17 protein-coding genes and 2 pseudogenes are annotated in these 21,752 nt (G+C 73.3%); 7 read left to right on the plus strand and 12 right to left on the minus strand.

The annotated features are described in order from the left end of the window. The first annotated feature begins 35 nt into the window (after positions 1 to 35). On the plus strand, positions 36 to 2,525 hold the full coding sequence (locus ACFY23_RS20795; RefSeq protein ID WP_350683544.1) for a DNA topoisomerase IV subunit A: 2,490 nt from the start codon (positions 36 to 38) through the stop codon (positions 2,523 to 2,525). Positions 2,526 to 2,677: 152 nt separating this feature from the next. Here ACFY23_RS20795 and ACFY23_RS20800 read toward each other — a convergent pair whose 3' ends face one another. The 4 genes from ACFY23_RS20800 to ACFY23_RS20815 form a co-directional block, all read right to left on the minus strand. Further along, the gene (locus tag ACFY23_RS20800) at positions 2,678 to 4,024 is read right to left on the minus strand and encodes a solute carrier family 23 protein (RefSeq protein ID WP_350683546.1); all 1,347 of its coding nucleotides are present in this window, start codon (positions 4,022 to 4,024) and stop codon (positions 2,678 to 2,680) included. Between the two features lie 271 nt (positions 4,025 to 4,295). Continuing rightward, entirely contained in the window at positions 4,296 to 5,519 is a 1,224-nt protein-coding gene (locus tag ACFY23_RS20805; RefSeq protein WP_350683548.1) for a glycosyltransferase family 2 protein, read from the minus strand. Continuing rightward, the gene (locus ACFY23_RS20810) at positions 5,461 to 7,071 is read right to left on the minus strand and encodes a glycosyltransferase family 39 protein (protein ID WP_350819210.1); all 1,611 of its coding nucleotides are present in this window, start codon (positions 7,069 to 7,071) and stop codon (positions 5,461 to 5,463) included. The genes ACFY23_RS20805 and ACFY23_RS20810 overlap by 59 nt, the downstream gene beginning before the upstream one ends. Before the next feature lie 309 nt (positions 7,072 to 7,380). Further along, a complete protein-coding gene (locus ACFY23_RS20815; protein WP_350683552.1) occupies positions 7,381 to 8,016 on the minus strand; it encodes an alpha-ketoglutarate-dependent dioxygenase AlkB in 636 nt (211 codons plus the stop codon). A gap of 168 nt (positions 8,017 to 8,184) precedes the next feature. Here ACFY23_RS20815 and ACFY23_RS20820 point away from each other — a divergent pair, with 168 nt between their 5' ends. After that, complete coding sequence (locus ACFY23_RS20820; protein ID WP_350819211.1) at positions 8,185 to 9,102, plus strand: hypothetical protein; 918 nt, start codon at positions 8,185 to 8,187, stop codon at positions 9,100 to 9,102. Between the two features lie 96 nt (positions 9,103 to 9,198). Continuing rightward, positions 9,199 to 9,330: pseudogene (locus ACFY23_RS20825) on the plus strand (IS5/IS1182 family transposase); the annotation flags it as partial. A gap of 28 nt (positions 9,331 to 9,358) precedes the next feature. On the opposite strand, the gene ACFY23_RS20830 reads toward ACFY23_RS20825, so the two are convergent. Continuing rightward, the gene (locus ACFY23_RS20830) at positions 9,359 to 10,459 is read right to left on the minus strand and encodes an LUD domain-containing protein (protein WP_350686113.1); all 1,101 of its coding nucleotides are present in this window, start codon (positions 10,457 to 10,459) and stop codon (positions 9,359 to 9,361) included. Positions 10,460 to 10,557: 98 nt separating this feature from the next. On the opposite strand from ACFY23_RS20830, the gene sigJ reads away from it, so the two are divergent. Beyond that, positions 10,558 to 11,556, plus strand: a complete 999-nt coding sequence (sigJ, locus tag ACFY23_RS20835; protein WP_350686111.1) for an RNA polymerase sigma factor SigJ — start codon at positions 10,558 to 10,560, stop codon at positions 11,554 to 11,556. Positions 11,557 to 11,824: 268 nt separating this feature from the next. On the opposite strand, the pseudogene ACFY23_RS20840 reads toward sigJ, so the two are convergent. After that, positions 11,825 to 12,625, minus strand: a pseudogene (locus ACFY23_RS20840) (IS5 family transposase). Positions 12,626 to 12,957: 332 nt separating this feature from the next. On the opposite strand from ACFY23_RS20840, the gene ACFY23_RS20845 reads away from it, so the two are divergent. The 3 genes from ACFY23_RS20845 to ACFY23_RS20855 all read left to right on the plus strand — a co-directional run bounded on the left by ACFY23_RS20845 (position 12,958) and on the right by ACFY23_RS20855 (position 14,894). After that, the gene (locus ACFY23_RS20845; protein WP_350686110.1) at positions 12,958 to 14,109 is read left to right on the plus strand and encodes a helix-turn-helix transcriptional regulator; all 1,152 of its coding nucleotides are present in this window, start codon (positions 12,958 to 12,960) and stop codon (positions 14,107 to 14,109) included. 396 nt (positions 14,110 to 14,505) lie between these two features. Beyond that, a complete protein-coding gene (locus ACFY23_RS20850; protein ID WP_350686108.1) occupies positions 14,506 to 14,724 on the plus strand; it encodes a hypothetical protein in 219 nt (72 codons plus the stop codon). Continuing rightward, positions 14,721 to 14,894 (plus strand): hypothetical protein, encoded by a 174-nt coding sequence (locus ACFY23_RS20855; RefSeq protein WP_350686106.1) that lies wholly within the window; start codon positions 14,721 to 14,723, stop codon positions 14,892 to 14,894. The genes ACFY23_RS20850 and ACFY23_RS20855 overlap by 4 nt, the downstream gene beginning before the upstream one ends. A 30-nt stretch (positions 14,895 to 14,924) precedes the next feature. Here the strand turns inward: ACFY23_RS20855 and ACFY23_RS20860 are convergent, their stop codons facing one another. The 6 genes from ACFY23_RS20860 to pseB form a co-directional block, all read right to left on the minus strand. After that, on the minus strand, positions 14,925 to 15,977 hold the full coding sequence (locus ACFY23_RS20860; protein ID WP_350686118.1) for a spore coat protein: 1,053 nt from the start codon (positions 15,975 to 15,977) through the stop codon (positions 14,925 to 14,927). Further along, entirely contained in the window at positions 15,974 to 16,696 is a 723-nt protein-coding gene (locus ACFY23_RS20865) for a glycosyltransferase family protein (RefSeq protein WP_350686116.1), read from the minus strand. The genes ACFY23_RS20860 and ACFY23_RS20865 overlap by 4 nt, the downstream gene beginning before the upstream one ends. A gap of 92 nt (positions 16,697 to 16,788) precedes the next feature. Continuing rightward, complete coding sequence (locus ACFY23_RS20870; protein WP_350819212.1) at positions 16,789 to 18,651, minus strand: class I SAM-dependent methyltransferase; 1,863 nt, start codon at positions 18,649 to 18,651, stop codon at positions 16,789 to 16,791. Next, the gene (locus ACFY23_RS20875; protein WP_350685080.1) at positions 18,641 to 19,483 is read right to left on the minus strand and encodes a hypothetical protein; all 843 of its coding nucleotides are present in this window, start codon (positions 19,481 to 19,483) and stop codon (positions 18,641 to 18,643) included. Before ACFY23_RS20875 ends, ACFY23_RS20870 begins: the two co-directional genes overlap by 11 nt. A 9-nt stretch (positions 19,484 to 19,492) precedes the next feature. Then, positions 19,493 to 20,650, minus strand: a complete 1,158-nt coding sequence (locus ACFY23_RS20880; RefSeq protein ID WP_350685079.1) for an aminotransferase class I/II-fold pyridoxal phosphate-dependent enzyme — start codon at positions 20,648 to 20,650, stop codon at positions 19,493 to 19,495. Further along, the gene (pseB, locus tag ACFY23_RS20885; RefSeq protein WP_350685078.1) at positions 20,647 to 21,630 is read right to left on the minus strand and encodes a UDP-N-acetylglucosamine 4,6-dehydratase (inverting); all 984 of its coding nucleotides are present in this window, start codon (positions 21,628 to 21,630) and stop codon (positions 20,647 to 20,649) included. The genes ACFY23_RS20880 and pseB overlap by 4 nt, the downstream gene beginning before the upstream one ends. Positions 21,631 to 21,752 lie beyond the last annotated feature (122 nt).

Here is a 21,752-nt window from a genome sequence, read left to right on the forward strand (position 1 = left end):
GGCCCGCCACCACCCGTCCGGAAGAGAGCTGACCGATGGCACGCCGCAAGGACGACCGCGCCAAGGTGGACCTGTCCGCCTTCGACCAGGCCGGCGCGCGGGTCTTCGACAACCCGCTGGTCACCGAGGTGTCCGACTCCTACCTGGAGTACGCCTTCTCGGTGATCCACTCGCGGGCGCTGCCCGACGCCCGCGACGGCCTCAAGCCGGTGCACCGGCGCATCCTCTGGTCCATGTACGAGCAGGGGCACCGCCCCGACCGGGGGCACGTGAAGTCCGCCCGCATCGTCGGCGACGTGATGGGTAAGTACCACCCGCACGGCGACACCGCGATCTACGACGCCATGGTCCGGCTCGCCCAGGACTTCTCGCTCAACGCGCCGCTCATCGACGGGCACGGCAACTTCGGCAGCCCGGACGACGGGCCGGCGGCGGCGCGCTACACCGAGGCCCGGATGTCGCGGGAGGCGATGCTGCTCGTCGGCGAGCTGGGCGAGGACACGGTCGACGTGGAGCCCAACTACGACGGCTCCCTGACCCAGCCCACCGTGCTGCCGGCGGCCTTCCCCAACCTGCTGGTCAACGGCGCGTCCGGGATCGCGGTCGGCATGGCGACGAACATGATCCCGCACAACCTCGGCGAGGTCGTCTCCGCCGCCCGCTGGCTCATCAACCACCCGGACGCCACGCTGGACAGGCTCATGGAGTTCGTCCCCGGGCCCGACCTGCCCACCGGCGGCCTGCTGCTCGGGCTCGACGAGGTGCGCCGGGCCTACGAGACCGGGCGCGGCGTGGTCCGCATGCGGGGCCGGGTGGAGATCGGCCCGCTGGAGGGCAGCCGGGGCCGGCAGGCGATCACGGTCGTCGAGCTGCCCTACGGCGTCGGCGCGGAGAAGGTCATCGCCGCGATCACCAACGAGGTGAACAAGACCAAGCGGCTCACCGGCATCGCCGATGTCAAGGACCTCACCGACCGCGAGAGCGGCACCCGTCTGGTCATCGAGTGCAAGGTCGGGGTCAACCCGCAGGCACTGCTCGCCGACCTCTACCGGCTCACCCCGCTGGAGCAGTCGTTCGGCGTCAACAACCTGGTGCTGGTCGACGGGCAGCCGCAGACCCTCGGGCTGAAGGCGCTGCTGGAGGTCTTCCTGGCCCACCGCTACGAGGTGGTGACCCGGCGCAGCTCCTACCGCCGCCGCAAGCGCGAGGAGCGGCTGCACCTGGTCGACGGTCTGCTGATCGCCCTGCTCGACATCGACAAGGTGGTCAAGCTGATCCGGGCCAGCGAGGACGCCCAGGCCGCCAAGGACGGCCTGATGCAGAAGTTCAAGCTCTCCGAGATCCAGGCCACCTACATCCTGGACACTCCGCTGCGCCGGCTGACCAAGTACGACCGGATCGAGCTGGAGGCCGAGCAGGAGAAGCTCCGCGCGGAGATCGCCGAGCTCTCCAAGATCCTCGACGACCCGAAGGTGCTGAAGAAGGTCGTCTCGGACGAGCTGGCGGCGGTGGTGAAGCAGTTCGGCGCCCCGCGCCGCACCACGCTCGTCGACGGCGACCTCAAGGAGGTGCTGGCCGCGTCCGCGCCGGCCGGCCCGCTGGAGGTCGCCGACGACCCGTGCCAGGTGATCCTGTCCGCGACCGGGCTGGTCGCCCGGACGGCGGCGGAGTCGGAGGAGGCGTCCGAGGGGCGCCGGCGGCACGGCCGCGTCAAGCACGACGCCGTACGCGCCATCGTCCACTCCACCGCCCGGGGCCGGGTGCTGCTGGTGACCAGCGCCGGCCGCGCGTTCAAGGTCGACGTGCTGCCGCTGCCGGTGCTGCCCGAGCAGGCCGGGACGGTGTCGCTGCGCGGCGGGATGGCGGCCGCCGAGTTGGTGCCGCTGGAGTCGGGGGAGACGGTGGTCGGGCTGGCGCCGCTGGGGCCGACGGCCGAGGGCTCCCCGGGGCTGGCGCTGGGCACCCGGCAGGGCGTGGTCAAGGTCTGCGCGCCGGAGTGGCCCGTCCGCTCCGACGAGTTCGAGGTGATCGGCCTGCGCGAGGGCGACGAGGTGGCCGGGGCGACCTGGCTCACCGACGGGGCGGAGACGCTCACCTTCGTCACCTCGGAGGCGTCGCTGCTGCGCTTCTCCGCCGGGCTGGTCCGTCCGCAGGGCCTCAAGGGCGGCGGCATGGCGGGCATCAACCTGCCGGCCGGCGCCCGGGTGGTCTTCTTCGGCGCGGTCCGCACCGACGATCCGGGTCACGGCGAGCCGATGGTGGTCACCTCCACGGGCGCCACGGTGAAGGTGACGCCGTTCCAGGCGTACCCGGCGAAGGGGCGGGCGACCGGCGGGGTGCGCGCCCATCGCTTCCTCAAGGGTGAGACCGACGTGGTGGTCGCCTGGGTCGGGTCGCGCCCGGTGGGTGCGACCGCCACGGGCGAGCCGGTGGAGCTGCCGGCGGCGGACCCGCGCCGCGACGGCTCCGGCTTCGCCGTCATGCTCGGCCCGACCGTCGTCGGCCACCAGGTCGAACGCGACTGACCCACCGGTACCGAACGAGGGCCGGCTGCCACGCAGCCGGCCCTCGTCCGTCCGTCCGACCCACCCACCAGGCGCGTTGATCATGAAGTTGTTGCCGCGACACGCCGGTGTCGAGGACAACAACCTCATGATCAACGGGGTTCCGCCCGGGATCAGAGTTCGGGTTCGAGGGCCTGGCGGGACTCGGGGGTGGTGCCGCGCAGGCGCGCCACCAGGCGCATGCCGTGGTAGACGACCAGGGCGGCGGCGGTGCCCAGGGCGATTCCGTTGAAGGAGAGGTCGCCGGCGGTGAGGGTGTAGTTGGCCGCACCGACGATCACCGCGACCGCCGCCGTCATGAGGTTCACCGGGTCGTGGAAGTCCACCCGGTTCTCGATCCAGATCCGGGCGCCCAGGATCGCGATCAGGCCGTAGAGGGCGGTGGTGGCGCCGCCGAGCACCCCGGCGGGCACGGTGAGGATCAGCGCGCCGAACTTCGGGCTGAGCCCGAGCAGCACCGCCGCCACCCCGGCCACCCAGTACGCGGCGGTGGAGTAGACCCGGGTCGCGGCCATCACGCCGATGTTCTCCGCGTACGTGGTGGTGCCGGAGCCGCCGCCGGAGCCGGCGAGCACCGTGGCCAGCCCGTCGCCCAGGAACGCCCGGCCCATGTCCCGGTCCAGGTTGCGGCCGGTCATCGCGGCGACCGCCTTCACGTGCCCGGCGTTCTCGGCGATCAGCACCAGGATCACCGGGATCACCAGCACCACCGCGCGCAGGCTGAAGCTCGGCGCGTGGAACTCCGGCAGGCCGACCCAGGCGGCGTTCCGCAGCCCGTCGACCGCCTTCGGGTCCAGGTCGCCGAGCGCGGCGGCGAGCAGCCAGCCGACCATCACACCCAGCAGGATGGACAGCCGGGCCAGGAAGCCCCGGAAGGCGACCGTGGCGAGCAGGATCGCGGCCAGGGTCACCACCGCGATCAGCGGCTGCGCCTTCACCCCGGTGCCGCTGCCGCCGCCGTCCCACGCGACCGGGGCGAGGTTCAGGCCGATCAGCGCGACGATCGCCCCGGTGACGACCGGCGGCATCAGCGCGTCGATCCAGCGCGACCCGGCGAGCTGCACGACCAGCCCGACGACGGCCAGCGCGACGCCGGCCACGACGATGCCGCCCAGCGCCGGGCCGATGTCCCCGCCGGCCTTCGCGGCCAGCACCGGCGCGATGAAGGCGAACGACGAGCCGAGGTACGAGGGCAGCCGGTTGCCGGTGATCAGCAGGAACAGCAGCGTGCCGACCCCGGAGAAGAAGAGCGTGGTCGCCGGCGGGAAACCGGTGATCAGCGGCACCGTGAAGGTGGCGCCGAACATGGCGACGACGTGCTGCACGCCGACGCCGAGTGTGCGCGGCCAGGACAGCCGTTCGTGGGGATGGACCACGTCGCCAGGGCGGACGGAGCGGCCGTCGCCGTGGACCGCCCAGGCGGACCAGCGGGAGCGCGGCTCGGTGGAGGACTTGGTCATGGGTCGCCCTTCGCGTCGTCAAGAGGTGACGGGGGCGCTGACGAAACCCAGGAGTCGTTTCTAGCAGAGCGCCGCCCCGCCCCGCCCGCCACCCCGACCACCAGGCACGGTCGGGCTCGCACGTATGCCCCTGTCATGCACACGATGCCCTCTTTGTCGGGCGGGGAGTGCGGGATCGCCGGACCGGACCGGCCCGGAAGGGCCGGCCGGACCGGTGCCGGAGCAGCCGGCGGTCGATCGGAGCGGGCGGGCGGGGGTGGACGCGGCGGGGTTAACCGCCGGTGAGGATCCGGTCGTGTTCGGGGCCGGACTGGCGGACGATCGTCGGTGCCGGATGCGTCGGGCGGAGCGTGAGCAGGCTGCCCACCAGGCCGGAGAAGAGCACGACCACGCCGAGCGCGATCGCGGTCGCCGAGGGGAGCACCACCCGCAGCGTGTCGTGCGGGTTCAGGTCGCCGAACCCGTCCAGCCCCCAGTAGCCGACCGCCCCGACGGTGCCGGCGACGCCGGCGACGAGCAGCAGCAGGCCGACGGTGACGCTGGTTTCCAGCCGCAGGAGGCGGATCCAGCGGTCCGACGCGCGTTTCGGGACGAGCGCCTCCTGCCGGCCGTAGATCTCGGCGAGGCCGCCGAAGAGCACGAGCTGCACCCCGACGAGCACCATCAGGCAGGCGTACACCAGCGTGCTGACGTCGAGCCGGACCGGGCCGAGGGCCAGCGGGCCCGGGGTGAGCGCCCCCACCCCGGCCAGACCGAGCGCGGCCAGCGCGGCGCCCGGCCGGACGAGGGTCTTGCGCGGCGCGAACACCAGCAGGAACCGCAGGTGCCGCCAGCCGTCCCGCCAGGTCCGCAGGTGCGGCGGGCGGGACCGGCCGTCGGGCGACAGGGTGGTGGGCACCTCGACGATGTCGTACCCGGCCAGCGCGGCGCGCACCACCAGCTCGGAGGCGAACTCCATGCCCGGCATGCACAGCCCGAGCGCGCGGATCCGCTCGGCGTTGAAGCCGCGCATGCCGCAGTGGAAGTCCCGGACCTCGCGCAGCCCGAACAGCCGCCGGCCGAGCCAGCTCAGGACCGGGTTGCCCAGGTAGCGGTGCAGGGGCGGCATGGCGCCCGGTGCGATGCCGCCCCGGAACCGGTTGCCCATCACCACGTCGTGCCCGGCGCGCAGCGCCTCGACGAACGGGCCCAGGTCGGCCAGCGCGTACGAGTCGTCGGCGTCGGCCATGATGACGTACCGGCCGCGCGCCTGGTCGATCCCGTTGAGCAGAGCGCCGCCGTAGCCGCGGATCGGGGCGTGCACCACCCGGGCGCCGGCCCGCTCGGCGATCTCCTGCGAGCCGTCGGTGGACCCGTTGTCGGAGACCAGCACCTCCCCGACGACCCCGCACTCTTGCAGCGAGCGCAGCGCCTTGCGGACGCAGACCTCCAGCGTCTCAGCCTCGTTGAGGCACGGCAGCAGCACCGTGACCTCGATCTCCCGTTCCTTCGTCATGCTCCCCGTTGCTTTCTGTCATGGTGGGCGCGGGCCGGTCCGGCTCGCCGTCGGCCGGCGTGGGCCGGTCCGTCGAGTGTGGTGCCGACGGGCTGCCGTCGGCCGGCGTGAGCCCGGCCGACTCGCCGCCGGCCGGCGTGGGCCGGTCCGTCGGATGTGGTGCTGCCGACCGCAGCCGCTGCCAGCCGACCGCGGCGGCGATCGGGAGGAAGGCCAGCGCCGGCAGGCCGTAGCGGTGCTCGAACATCGACGTGGCGACCGAGAAGACCATGATTCCGAGGCCGATGCCGGCGTACAGCAGCGCGACCAGGCTCAGCCGCAGCCGGCCCCGGCGCGGCCACACCGCCCCGACCAGCGCGAGCAGCACCATGGCGGCCAGGACCGGCGGCGGGGTGACCGCGTACCGGCCGTAGCCGTGCAGGAACCGGCTGGCGGCGTTCGGCTCGACGTCCTGCGACGGCGCCGGTTTCCAGTGGTAGCCGGGGCTGGCGGTGCGCGGCACGCAGTCGTAGTTCGCGGCCCAGTCGGTCGGGGCGGGCTGCGGTCGCCACCACTGGGCCAGGCACGACTCGGTCGGGGCGAGCGGGGTCGGCCAGAAGTAGCGTGCGGTGTCCGACGCCACGGCGGCCAGGTAGTCGCCGGGCTGCTGGCGCAGCACCTCCCGGGCGAACTCGTCGAGGTCCTCGGGGCGGTCGGCGTTGTGGATGGGGCTGTCCCGGTTCCAGAGGAACCAGTCGGGCCGGGCGGGGCGCTGGTCCAGCGGCTGCGTCGGGCAGAGCTTGCGCAGCCCCGGCCGCAGCTCCAGCCGGTCGCAGTCGGCGATCTGCGCCGTCCGTCCGTAGAGGAACTTCCCGCCCTCCATCCCGAGCGCGCCCTTGACGGTGCCGATGCCGGCGAAGGCGGCGCCGAAGAACACGACGATGCCGAGCAGGTACGCGGCCGGCGCCCGCCAGCCGCGCCACGGCACGAGGAGAAACAGCAGCAGGGCGCCGAGAGCGACGACGCCGGTGGGTCGGGTCGCCATGCCCAGCGCGACGGCGACGCCCGCGCCCAGGGCGGCGAGCGTCCCGGGCCGTTCCCGGCGGACCAGCAGCAGCGCGGCGACGGCCAGCGCGGTGGTGAACAGTGTCTCGGTGAGCAGGTACTGCTCCAGCGTGAGCTGGGTGGCGTCGAGCAGGATCGGCGTCGCGGCGAGCGTGGCCGGCCACGGGCCGACGCCCAGGCGACGCAGCAGCAGGTAGGTCGCGACGCCCAGGGCGAGCCCGGCGAGGTGTTGCAGGGCCACCACCGACGCGACGGTGCCGGTCCACTCGAAGCCCTTTAGCAGCCACGGGTACGTCCACCGGGCCGGCATCGCCGGCCACGCCTCGGACAGCCGCAAATACGCTCCGGAGTCGCCCTGGAACCACAGCGCGGGCGGGTATGCCGCCATCATCGTGATCCGCAGCGCGAGGCCGGCGGCGAGCACGACGACGAGCCCGATGTGGCGACGCAGCAGGGCGGGGAGGGAACGAATGCCGGCCCGCCGTGCGGTCGGGCGTCCAACAAGCACGGAAGCTCCAGGAAACAGCGGAGAGTGATGGCGCGGTCAAGCTAGCACGGCGATCGGCGACCGTGGGTGCACCGACCCGGCCCGAAAGGCCACATTGGATGTCGATCGCGCACCATTCACACGCCATTCACGCGCCCGAAACGATGTCGCCCGACCCGGCCTGCGAGTCTTCGCCCGAACGGCTGCGCCGCGGGCACCGACCGGTCCGCGCGGCCACGGGGTGGACCGCCCCGCTACCCGACCGAAATTCCGATCAGTTCGGCCGTCCGTCCGCTCGGCCGCTTTCGCTCCGTCGCGGCCGAGGGCGGCTCAGGCGACGCCAGCGGGGCGGAACTGTACGCTGACCCGGGGCCCGACGGGGCGGGCGGTCTTGGGCACCGCGTGCTCCCAGGTGCGCTGGCAGGAGCCCCCCATCACGACGAGGTCGCCGTGCCCGAGCGGGAAGCGCAGGCTGTCGCCGCCGCCCCGGGGCCGCAGCAGCAGCGTGCGCGGCGAGCCGAACGAGACGATGGCGACCATCGTGTCGGTGTGCGCGGAGCGGCCCTGGGTGTCGCCGTGCCAGGCGACGCTGTCCCGGCCGGAGCGGTAGAGGCACATGCCGGCGGTGACGAAGGGCTCGCCCAACTCGGGCGCGTAGTGCCGGGTGAGCGCGACGCGCGCCTGCGTGAGCAGCGGGTGCGGCAGCGGGCGGTTCCCGGCGTACCAGCACAGCAGCCGCGGCACGTCGACCTCGGCGTCGTACATCGTGCGGCGCTCGGCCCGCCACGGCACGTCCCGCAGCAGCGTGTCGAAGACCTGGTCGGAGCCGGCGACCCAGCCGGGGAGGTGGTCGACCCACGCGCCCCGGGTGAGCGGGTGCCGGCGCAGCCGGCCGGCCAGCGGCCCCAGCGACGGCCCCGCGTCGGTGAGGTCCAGCATCGACGGCTGGTAGGCGGCCCCGGTCATCCGCCCAGCCTACCGGTCCGGTTGGCACAGGTGTACGACGCGGGGGAATCTCGTCGCCCGCCCGTCACCTGGCGCACACGTCGACGTCGCCCGGCGTCGGCGGGCCGCCCCTACCGTGAGGCGGCTCCGTCCGGGCCCGGGCGGAGCCGCGCGCCGAGGAGACGACCAGTGCAGAGCAGTTCCACCCGCGTGCCGGTGGCGCCCCGCCCGGCGACCCCGCCGCAGGCGACCCCGGTCCGTCCGGCCCGCCGAGCCGCAGTCGCCGTCGGTTGGCTCGCCGCCGCCTGGGTGGTCCCAGTGCTGGCGTACGCGCTGGGCGTGGCCGCCGTGCTCCCGCCGCTCGTGCTCGTGCTGACGGCCGCGCTGCTGCGGGTCGGGCGCACCCTGCTGGACCGGCTGGTGCTGGCGACGGCGCTGCTGCTCGGGGCGCTCTGCGCCGCCGCCCTCCTCTTCTCGGTCTGGCCCTGGGGCCTGCACCCGGTCCCGGTGGCCGGCACGGCGCTGACCGCACTGCTCGGCCTCGCCCTGGTCACCGGGGTCCGGCCGCGGCTGCCCCGCCCGGCGTTGGCCGACGCGGCCCCGGTTGTCGCGGCGGCGCTGGCGACCCTGGCCCTGGCCTGGCCCTACCTGCGCGCCGACGGCCTGGCCGGCCCGGTCAGCTACCAGGAGTTCCAGTTCTTCCCGGGAAAGGCGTCGGTACGGCTGTGCCCAGCTCACGGGGAGTGGCTCCGAGAGCTGGGCGAACGATTCGAGATGGTGTGGGCCACCGGGTGGGGCGCGGAAGCGAACCGGCTCCTCGCGCCGGTACTGCGTCTTCCGCAACTGCCGGTCATCAGTCTTCCGTCGGGCCCGTTCGAACCGCGCGAGAAGGTGCCCGCCGTGGCCGCGTACGTCAACTCACGTCCGGTGGCCTGGATTGATGACGCGCTGACGACGGAGGCGCGGGCATGGGCAGAAGGCCGCCATGCACCCACCCTCCTTGTCGACATCGACCCTGCCGAGGGGCTGAGCCTGGCTGTCGTCCGCCGGCTGCTCGCCTGGTCACAGCGCTTGCCGAGTTCCCCGAGTCGACGACGGCAGCACTGACAGTAAGAACTCCTAACGAAATGATGTTGGACGTGTCCTCAGGATGTGAGGATCGTTCTGTCTGAACGTGAGGAGGGGTGAGCAGCCGCCGTGGATCGTCTCGGACGAGCGGTCGAATGTGGAATTAACCGCGTCAAGCGGCACAGGGCCATGGCGACCCGGTACGACAAGCTCGCAGTCCGCTACGAAGCCACCGTCCAGATCGCCGCCATCAATGACTGGCTCTGAGCCCGTGAGTCACGGCCCCTGGGCCGGATCAGTATCCGATGGCCTCTCGGAGAAGCAGCACGGTGCCGCGCCCTGGGCGGGGTTCCGCGTTGAGGATGAGCAGGCGGTTGACGGCGCTGGGCATCCCGTACACGGCCTGGGCGCGGGCGTTCTCCAGCGGAAGGGCGTGCTCCTCGACGCGGCGCAGCGCTGTGCTCAGGTCGGGCACCACCTTCTGCGCGCCGACGATCCAGACCGCGTGAGCGGCGCCGCCCGCGTTGGCAGGGAGTTGGCTGCCGCTGCCCGAGGCGAGGACGAGCGAGCCGGTCTCGGTGACCGCGGCGACGCTGTTGACGACGAAGTCGGGGCTGGCGACCAGCCTTCGGATTTCGTGGGCGCCGGTGGCGCGGTCAATGGCCAGGATGCGCGGCCTGATGGCGTCGTACTGGCCGCTGGCGTTGATGTCCTCGTCGATGCCGGACAGTCGGAGCGTCTCGCTGGCTCCGGTGAGCACGCCGGCGCCCTCGGGGACCAGGTCCTTGATGCGGGTGCGCGCTTCTGCGGCGTCATCGAGGATCTCGACGGCAAAGCCGTTGGCACGCAGGGCGGCAGCCACCCGCTCCAGTTGTTCGGCCGATGCCGGTTCGGCGAAGGACGCGGCCGGAGCCGGGGTGGCCGTGGCGTGTGCCGGGTCGGTCCCGGAGCCCTGCGCCGCGTGGGGCACCGTGCCCGCCAGCGGGGAGGTGTCGAGGTACCTGACCTCGTACACCCGCTCGGCGAACTTCCAGCCCTCCGCGGTGCGCTGGTAACGGTCGTGGTAAACGGCGTAGTTCAGACCCTGGCGCCCGTCGAGGGTGCGCGCGAGTTCTTGGATGTAGGCGCGGCCGGTCGCGGTGTCGCCGTCGATCAGGATCGTGCCGGGGTGCGTGTTCTGTACGAAGAAGTCCCACTGGCTCTGCAGCCGCTCGCCCCCGGCACGGATCTCCTCTCGGCCGATCTGCTCGGCGGGGATGTTGGGCATGCGCAGGGCACCGTCCGGTGTGAACAGCGACGCCAGGCGGGGTCGGTCGCGCATCATCACCGCGTCGGTGAACTCGCCGCGCAGTGCCTCGATCGCGACGCGGTCCGCAATGGCCTGGAAGTCGTTCATCAAAGTCCCCTCTCCGTCCTGTCGCCCCCACCGGTACGACACCGCTACGACAACGCAGCGCTTCGGAATGTGAGGCGGCACGTCGGCCTCACATTCCGGTGCGCTGTCTTGTCGTAACGGGTAGCGGCACAGAAGCGAGCGAGGGAGACGGCCAGAGCATGACCACCAGAGCCGAGCCCGGAGACGATCAGAGCGATCCGGGCCTCAGCGCGATCATGAGTGAGCGGCACCAGCTGATCAACCTCAGCTATCGACTCCTCGGATCCCTTGCCGACGCCGAGGACGTCGTGCAGGAGACCTACGCCCGCTGGTACGCCATGTCCGTACGGGAGCAGCAGGCCATCCAGTCGCCCGGCGCCTGGCTGATGACGGTCGCCAGCCGCATCTGCCTGAACCTGCTCGGCTCGGCGCGGGCCAGGCGGGAGAAGTACGTGGGCGACTGGATCCCGGAACCGCTGCCCGAACCCACGGAGTGGATCACCGGGCGCTCCGGCGCCGGTGGGACCGACCCGGCCGATCGGGTCACCCTCGACGAGTCGGTGACGATGGCCTTCCTGGTCGTCCTCGATACGATGACCCCGGCCGAGCGCGTCGCGTTCGTTTTGCACGACGTCTTCCGCTACCCCTTCGGCGAGGTCGCCGAGATCGTCGGCCGCACTCCGGCGGCGTGCCGCCAACTGGCTTCGTCCGCCCGCCGGCGCATCCGCACCGCGCAGAGCCCGGCGGGCCCGAGTGCCGGGCAGGCCGGCATCGTCAGGCAGTTCAGAACGGCGTGGGAGGCCAAGGACATCGACGCCCTGATCAGCCTGCTCGACCCCGACGCCGTCGCGACCGCCGACGGCGGCGGGCTGGCCGTCACCCACCTGCACCCGATCGTGGGCAGTGAGCGGATCGCACGCGCCTACGCCGAGATCGCCCGTGTGTCGGGCGACCGCACCACGTTCCTGGAGTGCACGGTCAACGGCCTGCCCGGCTTGGTGGCGCAGCAGGACGGCAATCTCTCGACCGTGTTCGCGTTCGAGATCGCGGGCGACCGGATCAGGCATATCTGGGCTGTGAGAAACCCCGAGAAGCTCCGTCCCTGGCGGATCAGCTGAGGAGCGAGCCGAGACACCGCAGCGACCGGATCGTGGCCAGTACCAACCCGCACCGAGCCCATATCTCAAAGATGCCCTAGCTGTACTGCCCAGGGAGGTTGGTTGAGGTCGTGTGACGACGCGGCTTGAATCTTCTGGATGACGAAGGCCTCCAGTTGTGGAGTGGAGCTGTCTAGGAACCGCTCCGGCGACCAGGAGGCCTTCGTGTCCCGCGCTAACGCTGCTTTGACTCGTCGTGCACGGCTTCGCTTGGCGCGTCTAACAACTCCTAACTCTTTGAGTGTTGGAGTCGGCGCCAGCAGATGATGGCGCAGGCAAGGGTGAGGAAGGCTTCGTGGATGTCGTTGCGGATCTCCCACCGCACTCGCAGGCGGCGGAACCAGTGCAGCAGGGCGATGGTCTGCTCGACGACCCAGCGTCGGGTGCCGAGGCCGGAGCCGTGGCCGACTCCGCGTCGGGCGATGACGGGTGTGATGCCGCGCGTCCGTAGCTCGCGGCGGTACTTGTCGAAGTCGTAGCCACGGTCGGCGTAGATCCGGTCGGGTCGCTGCCGGAGCCTGCCGCGGATGCCCCTTGATCCGTGGGATCTTGTCGACCAGGGGCAGCAGTTGGGTGACGTCGTGGCGGTTGCCGCCGGTCAGGGTCGCGGCGAGGGGGATGCCGCCCGCGTCGGTGATGACGTGGTGTTTCGAGCCTGGCTTGCGGCGGTCGACCGGGCTCGGACCGGTTTTGGACCGCCCTTGAGCGCCCGGACGTGGGAGCCGTCGATCACCGCCCGGGACATGTCCAGCTGCCCCGCGGCCCGCAGTCTGCCGAGCAGGACCTCGTGGAGTCGTTGCCAGACGCCGGCGTCGTTCCAGTCTCGCAGCTGCCGCCAGCAGGTCATGCCTGACCCGAAGCCCAGCTCTTGGGGCAGGTACTCCCACGGGATCGCGGTGTAGAGCACGAACAGGATCCCGCACAACACCCTGCGATCGTCGAGGGGCTTGCGGCCCGGGAACCGATGCCGCCGGGGCGGACGGGGTGGCAGCAGCGGTGCGATCTCGGCCCACAGTTCGTCCGAGACGATCCACGGCGACTGCTCACCCCTCCTTACGTTCAGACAGAACGATCCTCACGTCCCGAGGACACGCCCAACATCATTTAGTTAGGAGTTCTAAGTGGTGGTCAGGGGTTCAAATCCCCTCAGCCCGTCCAGCTCAAAGGCCGTTCTCGCCGTGGAAGACGATCTTTGCAGATCTATCCCGCCAGCGGCGCTGGTGGCGGTCTGTGAAGCGCCATCAGTCAGGGGTACCGTCGGTGGCGGCGCGGTAGCCGGTTGTCGTGCTCGGCTGCCCGCCGCACTGACCGCTGTCCGAGGAGATGGCTGTGCCCCGCCGAGCCATACCCGCTGATCCGTCCGTGGGTGACCGCATCCGGGCCCGTCGCGAGTTGCGTGGCTGGAGCATCCGGTACGCCGCGAGTCGCGCGGGGATCTCGCACACGACGTGGTCGCGTATCGAGCGCGGTGTCCAGCGCACGGATCGGTACATGGTGGTCGACCTGGCGGCTGCCCTGGAGTGCTCGGTGTTCGACCTGACAGGGCAGTCGTACACACCTGCTGATCGGCAGCTTGATGGCGCGCGTATCGACGCCGAACGGGTGTGGCGGATGATGATGGCCTATCCGTTCGCCGCGCCGCCGGTCGTCGGGGCCGCCACTGTGGAGCAGGTGGCTCGGGAGTCGGCGCTGGTGCGCGATCTCTACGGCCGGTGCGACTACGCCGGAGCCCTGCGTCGGCTGGTGGACCTGCTGCCCGCCCTGCACGGTGTGACCGACCAGCGGGCGGCGTACCGGTTGATGGTGCCGGTCTACGGCGTGGCGATGGGTTCGTTGCTGAACATCGGCTACGCGGCCCACGCCTGGTTGGCCGCCGAGCGGTGTGCCGAGGCAGCGCACCTGCTCGACGACCCGGTTGCGGTGGGGGTGGCGGCGGCGAACCGCGCCCGGGTTTCGGCATACACCGGCGCGTACGGTCCGGCCCGGGCGTACTGCGACCGAGCCGGGGCGGACCTGGCTGGCAGCGGCGCGGCCACGGCGTTGGACGTGCTCGGGTTCCTGCACCTGGCCCGCGCGCACCACCTGGCTGGCATGAAGGACCAGGCCGCGGCCGAGGACCACCTCGGCGAGGCGGCCCGGATCGCTGCGCACACCGGCGAGACGACGAGTTGGGATCTGGCGTGGGGGCCGCGCAACGTGGCGTTGTGGCGGATGGCGTACCAGCTCGACACGGGGCGCCCGCAGGAGGCGTTGCGGACAGCCGCCGGAGTGGTCGTGGCCGAGCTGCCGGCGGTACGTCAGGTGTACTTCTGGCTGGACATGTCCCGCGCGGTGGTGGCGGCTGGGCGGGAGCGAGACGCGGTGCGGATGCTGCTGGCCGCCGAACGGGTCGGCCCGCAGCACGCTCGGTCGTCGACGGCTGCGCGGGAGATCGCGCGTGGACTGCTGCGTCGAGGGCTCGTATCCACCGAGCTGCGGGGTCTGTGCGAGCGCATGGGGGTCTCCAGCCAATAGTGGTGCGTAGGTGTTCCATCACGCACCGTGCCGTCCATAACGTCCCGATCAGGATGCGGCGGCAGGAAGCACGTGCTTTGCCGGTCGCGTCCGCCGGGTGGCGGCGGTGCCAGCTCTGGCGCGACGCCTGACGTCTGCGCTGCCGTCGCCACCCTTCTCCCTGGACAGAGGAAGGCGGAACCGGTGGCGATGTGGTCCGAGCTGCGTGACGTCGTGCGATGGCTACTGCGACGGCCTGACTCGCCCCCATCGTCCGGCGCCGGCCAGCGCCACCAGGCCGCCGAACAGGCAGCCGCGCGGCGGCGTTTGCTCGACCAGGCGGAGCGGCTGCGGGCCAACCGAGGCGACCAGCCGGCAGGCTCGGGCGATCATGGCCTGTTTCCTGGAGGTTGAAGCGTGACCACCCACGGCCCGGTGCTGCCGATCTGGAGCTGCGGCGGGTGCGGGGCACCCTGGCCCTGCCGGACCCGTCGCCAGGAGTTGCGGGCGGAGTTCGCGGACGCACCGGTGTCACTGGCGCTGTACATGGGAGCGCAGTTCGTCCGCGCCGCCGAGGACCTGACCTGGGCTCCGGCCGGCACCCTGCACCGACGCTTCCTCGGCTGGGTCCGGTGAGCATCCTGCGGCCCGGCGACGAGAAGTTCCACTACAGCGACGGCTCCCACCGGTGGATTCCGCCGGACCCGGACTACGACCAGGAGGTCTGGGACGAGCAGGTCCGCCAGCACAAGCTGGGCCACCTGCGGAACGAGCAGCCCAGGGTGCGCATCCGACGCCTCGTCTGACACCAGCGGTGCCGGCGGTTCCCTCCCGGGTCAGGCCGGGGTGGCGGCGAGGGCGGCCAGCACCGCGTCGGCCACCCGGCCCCGGCCCAGGCCGTCCACGGTGGACCAGGCGCGGGCGGAGAGGGCGGCGCGGCGCTCCGGGGAGGCGAGCAGCCCGGTGAGGGTCCGGGCGGCGGCGGCCCGCGCCGCCCGCCCCGGCACCCCGGCGGCGGCCAGCTCGGGCAGCTCGCCGAGGCCGGCGACGAGGCCGTGCGCGACCACCCGCTGGTACGACTCGCGCTGGTTGTCCACGACGCAGACCAGCGCGGACGGCGCGCCGAGGCAGCACAGCTCCCAGGTCGACGTGCCGGCCGCGCTGACCACCAGGTCCGCCGCGCCGATCAGCGCGGGCAGCTCGTCGGTGGGCGGCACCGGGCGCAGCGACTGCCCCCGTCCCGGCGACACCGCCTCCAGCTCCGCCTCCACCTCGGGGCGGCCGACCACGACGGTGAGGTCCATCGGGTGCCCGGTGGCCAGCAGCACCCGGGTCAGCACCGGGGCCGCGCCGACCGCGTCGGTGCCGCCGAAGAACGCCAGCACCCGGGGCCGGCCCACCGCCGTGGCGGGCCGGGGCGCCGCCGGCCGGGCGGCCACCACCGAGTCCCGCAGCAGGGCGTACGCGGTGCCGGCGAGCAGCCGGCCGGCCGGCGCGACGGTCGCCGCGCCGAAGTTCTGGTCCAGGTAGAGGTCGGCGTCCTGCCCCCGGGTGTCGCCGTCGACCACGGCCAGGGTCAGCACGCCCGCCGCGCGCAGCGCGCCCGCCCCCGCCGGGTCCAGCTCGTAGGAGTCGAGCACCATGACGTCCAGCTCGTGCCGGCGCGCGGTCTCCACCAGCTCCTGCGGGGTCTCCGGGCCGGGGTGCAGCGGGATGCCGCGGGCGGCCAGTTGCGCGCCCGCCCAGCCGACCCGCTCGACCGATCCGAACACCTCGACCCGGGCGCCCCGGGCGAGGAACTCCTCGCCGAGGGCGAGGCAGCGGACCAGGTGCCCGACACCGCGCCGGGGCCCGGCGTCGCAGCGCAGTCCGACGCGTACGGTGCTCAGGACTCCTCCAACCGCTTCTGTCGTACGTCGGCGTTGACGGCGCGCAGCGCCGGTTGCCCGTCGAGCCAGTCGGCGAGCTTGGCCAGCGGCACGCTGACGTCCCCGAAATGGTCGGTCACCGCCCGCACCAGGGTCCAGTCGGCCTCGGTGTCGAGGGTCAGCCGCAGGTCCGACCGGTCCGGGGTGAGCGTCACCCCGAGCACCCGGAACAGCTCCGGGCGGGAGTACGCGTACGAGGTCACGTGCACCCGGTGGTGGTCGGTGGCGATCCGGTCCAGCGTCCGCAGCGTGTCCGCCCGGATGATCTCGACGTCCAGGCCACGGGGGAGGGTGCGGGCGATGGACGTGCTGGCGTAGTCGAGCCCGGGCACCGCCCGCCAGACCGCCGCGACCAGCGTGATGATCTCGGGGTCGAGCAGCGGGCAGTCGGCGGTGAAGCGCATCACCGCGTCGCCGGGGTGGGCGTCCAGCGCGCCGACGAAGCGGGTGAGCACGTCGTCCACGGGACCCCGGTGCCACGCCACGCCCAGCCGCTCGCACTCGGCCACCACCGCGTCGTCGGCGGGCTCGGTGCTGGTGGCGACCACCAGGTCGGCGAGGACGTCGCTTTCCCGCGCCGCCCGCACCACCCGGCCGAGGACGCTGCGCCCGGCGAGCGGCCGCAGCACCTTGCCGGGCAGCCGGGACGAGCCCATCCGGGCCTGCACGACACCGACGATCCGGGGGCCCGCCCCGGTCTCGCCCGCCGTCGACGGGGAAGCGGTTCCGGTCGGGCCGGATGCCGCCGGGGTGCCGGCGGCCGGTGTGTTCGTCACTGCTTCTCCTCCGGCTTCGGAGCGAGGGCCTGTCGGGCCCGGCGCTTGGCCGCCCGGGCACCCCGCTTCGCGATCCGCGCCGGGGCGATGGCCAGCCGGCCCACCCGGTAGCTGAGCGAGCCGCTGAGCAGGTTGATCGTCGCGTCGGCGCGGCGCAGCGCCCGCTCCCGCGAGGTGAGCAGCTCCTCGGTCCACTTGAGCAGCGCGGCCAGCCGGGTCAGCTCCTCGCGCTGGCGCAGCCACGCCTCCCGTAGCTGCTGGTAGCTGCGACTGCCCACCGGCGGGTCGGTCGGCTCGACGGCCCGCAGCTCGGTGGCGAGGGCGACCCGCCCGTCGGCCTCCAGGCCGTGCAGGGCGGCGGCGATCGCCGCCTCGGCCTCCACGGCCGCCTCGACGGTCGGCCGGTCCAGATCCTGGCCGGCGACGCCGCCCAGCACCACGGTCAGGCCCGCCACGTCCAGGGTGGAGGTCCACGGGTGGGCGTACCCGCCGGTGAGCAGCTCGGCGGCGAAGCGCCACAGGCCCCGGGCGAGCACCACGTCGACCGCCAGCGGCTCGGCGGCCCGCCAGCTCGGGTCGAGCACCGCGTAGGTGTCCCCGGCCACGACGACGTTGTCCACACTGGCCAGCCCGATCGGGCCGGCCAGCCGGCCGTCGGCGTCGACCTGCCCGGCGAGCCAGCGCGCGTACCCGCGCAGGAGCCGGCGCAGCGCGTCCGTGTCCCGCCGCAGGCAGCCGTCGAGCAGCAGGGTGCGCAGCAGGCGCCCGTCCGGCACCGGCCCGGTGAGCGCCCCCGGGTCCCGGTACGCGGCCAGCCGGCTGGCGAACGGCGCCGCCGCCGGCCCGCCCCGGGTCTCCGCCTCGGCGGCCCGCCACCGCCAGCCGTCCGGGCCGTCGACCACCTCGACCACGCCGGCCCCGGGCGGCCCGGTCTGCACCAGCGCCACGGGCAGGTCGGCGCGCCCCTGGGCGGCCGGACCCGCGGCGGCCGGACCCGCGGCGGCCGGGGCCGCGGGGTCCGGGGCGGCCGGGTCGTCGGACTTGCGGGCGAGCACCAGCCAGGCCGGCGCCAGCTCGCCGGCCCGGCCGGCGTGCAGCGCGTCGACCGCGAGCCGGGCCGGGTCCTGGAGCACGGTGCCCCGGGCGACGGCGCGGGAACACGCACCGTGCAGCGCCGCGTCGAGGAACCCGGACGTGGTCCGCCGCGCCAGCGCGCCCGTGTCGACCAGCGCGGTCGGCGCCGCCGGGTGCGGGTACGCGGCGAAGCAGGCGTCCGGGCGCATCCCCCGGGCCCCCAGGAGCCCGCGCAGCTGCTCCAGGTTGGCCGGGCGGTCCGCGTCGAGCACCCCGCCGATCACCCAGTCGGAGTCGTCGCGCCCGGCGTACCAGGGGGAGGTGGCGACGAGCCGGTGCAGGCCGAGCGGGTTGTCCAGGCGCAGCAGCAGCGCGCCGCCGGGGCGCAGCGCCGCCGTCAGCCGGTCGAGCACGCCGGCCCAGCCGAGCCGCGTCCCCTCCACCGACTCGACCGCGTCCAGCCCGGCGCCGGCGATCACCACGTCGAACCGCTCGCCCGCCGGCAGCCCGGCCGGGCCCGCCACCACGACGTGCGCGGACCGCTCGGCGAGGGCGACCCCGTCGGGATGGCTGCGCAGCAGACAGGTCACCTCGGCGTGCGCCAGCCGGTCGAGCAGCGCGGGGTCGTGCGGCCCGGCCAGCAGCACCCGCGCGCCGGCGGGCACCACGCGGGCGGCCAGCGCCGCCAGCGGCCCGCCCTCGGCCAGGCGCTCCTCCGGCAGGTCGGACCAGGCCAGCATCTCCCCGCCGGGCAGCGCGATGCGGGGCGCCGTCTCAGTCGTCACTCTTCTCCTCCTGGAGGTTCGCCCACCCGAGCAGTTCGCGCAGCTCGGCGGGCGTGCAGCGGTGGTCGGTGCCCAGCTCGGCGCGGGCGATCGAGACGGCGGTGGGCAGGTCCACCTGTTCGCCGTGCAGCTCCGGCCACTGGCGGCGGATCCGGGCGGTCCCGCCGAAGGTGGGGTCCTCGTCCGCGAGCACCATCGGGTCGCCGTACACGGCCGGCTCGCAGCCGGCGGCGATGCCGTAGAAGATGGCGCTGGTCAGCCGGTTCGACGCCACCCGGCGGTGTCGGCGCAGCTCGGTGAGCTGCTTGTCGAGGAAGAGCGGGTCGGTGTCCTTCCACCAGTGGCCGCGGTAGCCGTGGCAGATCACCCGGAAGCCGGCGTTCTCGTAGAGCCGGCGCACCCGGCGCATGCCGTACTCGTGCCAGTAGAGGCAGACGGTCACCGGGCCGGGCTCGGTGTCCCGGATGCGGGCGATCAGCTCCCGGTGGTCGCCCCGCACGTGCTGACCCTCCCAGCCGTGGAACGGGTACCAGATGGTCCCCTCCCGTTCCGACTCCGGCGGGTCCTCCGGCCGCATGGCCAGCAGGTACGCGAAGGGCGCCCCGATGACGGTGACGTTGCGCCGCCCCACCGACCAGGCCCGCCGCCGGGTCTGCTCCGACCAGAGCAGGCTCGGGGTCCGCTCGGCGTACGGGTGACCGGGGGCGAGGCCGTCGCCGATGTTCCAGCCGTGCTGGACGTACCCGTTGATGCGGGGCGGATGGCCGTCGCCCAGTCCGGCGTAGCGGGCCAGCACGTGGGCGTGGCCGTAGAAGTGGTTCGCGTGGTGCATCGGGTCCCCTCAGGCGGCGGAACGCGCCGTGGCGGTGCGCAGCGCCGTGCCGAGGGCGTCGATGACGCGGTCCTGGTCGGCGTCGGTGAGGTCCGGGAACAGCGGCAGGGACAGCTGCTGCTCGTAGAACGACTCGGCCACCGGGCAGGACCCGCGCCGGTAGCCCAGGTCGGCGAAGGCCGGGTGCCAGTGCACGGGGATGTAGTTGACCTGCACCCCGATGCCGGCGGCGCGCATCCGGTCGTACACCTCGCGGCGGCGCCCGTCGAGCACGCGGATCGGGTAGAGGTGCCAGGCCGGGCTCGCCCAGGACCGCCGGCCGGGGGTCAGCACGCCGGGCAGGTCGGCCAGCGCCTCGTCGTAGCGGGCGACCAGGCGGGCCCGGCGGGCCAGGAAGTCGCCGAGCCGGCGCAGTTGGCTGCGGCCCAGCGCGCACAGCACGTCGGGCAGCCGGTAGTTCAGCCCGAACTCGTGCACCTCCTGGTGCCAGCCGCCCTCGTCCGGCCAGCGCTGCTCGTCGCGCTCGCGGACCAGGCCGATGTTGCGGAACCGGCGGGCCCGCTTCAGCAGGTGCGGGTCCGTGGTGGCGACCGCGCCGCCCTCGGCGGTGGTGAGGTTCTTCGTCGGGAAGAACGAGAACGTCGTCAGGTCGGCCAGCGAGCCGACCGGCCGCCCCCGGTAGGTGGCGCCGATCGAGTGCGCGGCGTCGGCGAGCAGCAGGGCGTCCGTGCCGGCCGTCGCGGCGCGCAGCGCGTCGTAGTCGGCCGGGTGGCCGGCGTAGTCGACGGCGGACACCACCCGGGTCCGGCTGGTCGTCGCCGCGGCGACCGCCGCCGGGTCGAGGGTGAACGTCTCGTCCTCGACGTCGGCGAAGACGATCTTCGCGCCGAGGGCGGCCGCGCTGCTGGCGGTCGCCACGAACGTCATGGGCGGGACGATCACCTCGTCGCCGGGGCCGACCCCGGCCGCCGCGTACGCCACGTGCAGCGCCGCGGTGCCGTTGGAGACCGCCGCGCAGCCGGCGCCGCCGGTCCAGCCCGCCAGGTCGGCCTCGAAGCCGTCGACCTGCGGGCCGGTGGTGAGCCAGTCGCTGCGCAGGGCGGCGACGACGGCGGCGACGTCGTCCTCGGTCACCGACTGCCGGCCGTACGGGAGCAGCCCCGTCATGCGGCGACGCCGAGCATGTCGCGCAGCCGCTCCACGCTGAGCCACTCGTCGTTGCTGTCGGACTGGTACGCGAACCCGTCCGGCACCGGCTCGCAGCCGACCGGCGGCTGGTAGCCCCAGGTGGCGATCGTCGGCTGCACGATGTACCGGTCCTTCGCGCGCAGGGTCCGGCGGCTGTCGTCCGGCGCGATCATCTCCTCGTGCAGCTTCTCGCCGGGGCGGATGCCGACCTCGTGCGTGGTGGCGTCCGGGGCGACCGCCTCGACCAGGTCGAGGATGCGCATGCTGGGAATCCGGGGGACGAACAGCTCGCCGCCCTGCATCTGGTCGAACGAGTCCATGACGAACTGGACCGCCTGGTCGAGGGTGATCCAGAACCGGGTCATCCGCTTGTCGGTGACCGGCAGGCTCTTGCCCTCGGCGGCCAGCCGGCGGAACAGCGGGACGACCGAGCCCCGGCTACCGACCACGTTGCCGTAGCGGACGACCGCGAACCGGGTCGGGTGCTGCGCGGCGTAGTGGTTGGCCGAGACGAACAGCTTGTCGCCGACCAGCTTCGTCGCCCCGTACAGGTTGATCGGGCTGGACGCCTTGTCGGTGGAGAGCGCGATGACCTTCTTCACGCCGGCCTCGATCGCCGCGTCCACGACGTGCTGGGAGCCGGTGATGTTGGTGGCGATGAACTCCGACGGGTTGTACTCGGCGGTGTCCACCTGCTTGAGCGCGGCGGCGTGCACCACGTGGTCCACGCCGTGCATCGCGCGGGTCAGCCGGTGCCGGTCCCGGATGTCACCGATGAACCAGCGCAGCCGCGGGTCGTCGCCGAGCTGCTGGCGCAGCTCGTACTGCTTGAGTTCGTCGCGGGAGAACACCACCACCCGGGCCGGGTCGGCCTCGGTGAGGACGTGCCGGAGGAAGGTCTTCCCGAAGGAGCCGGTTCCACCGGTGATCAGAATGGAGGACCCATTCAACTCGCTCAATTGGTGCTCCCGTGGTCGTGGTTGTTTCCGCGGCGACCTTGCCCGGTCGACCGGATCGAGACGCTAGACCCGGCGGGTTAACACCTCGACGCCCCTCGGTGAACGGTCGCCACGCCTGGAGT

This window comes from Micromonospora sp. NPDC000121 (genome assembly GCF_042899165.1).
GTDB lineage: Bacteria > Actinomycetota > Actinomycetes > Mycobacteriales > Micromonosporaceae > Micromonospora.

Excerpts from the sequence above, each read along its gene's own strand:
- ACFY23_RS20795 (WP_350683544.1), top strand. The coding sequence starts at position 36 with ATGGCACGCCGCAAGGACGACCGCGCCAAGGTGGACCTGTCCGCCTTC.
- ACFY23_RS20800 (WP_350683546.1), bottom strand. The coding sequence starts at position 4,024 with ATGACCAAGTCCTCCACCGAGCCGCGCTCCCGCTGGTCCGCCTGGGCG.
- ACFY23_RS20805 (WP_350683548.1), bottom strand. The coding sequence starts at position 5,519 with ATGACGAAGGAACGGGAGATCGAGGTCACGGTGCTGCTGCCGTGCCTC.
- ACFY23_RS20815 (WP_350683552.1), bottom strand. The coding sequence starts at position 8,016 with ATGACCGGGGCCGCCTACCAGCCGTCGATGCTGGACCTCACCGACGCG.
- ACFY23_RS20830 (WP_350686113.1), bottom strand. The coding sequence starts at position 10,459 with ATGAACGACTTCCAGGCCATTGCGGACCGCGTCGCGATCGAGGCACTG.
- ACFY23_RS20875 (WP_350685080.1), bottom strand. The coding sequence starts at position 19,483 with ATGCACCACGCGAACCACTTCTACGGCCACGCCCACGTGCTGGCCCGC.
- ACFY23_RS20880 (WP_350685079.1), bottom strand. The coding sequence starts at position 20,650 with ATGACGGGGCTGCTCCCGTACGGCCGGCAGTCGGTGACCGAGGACGAC.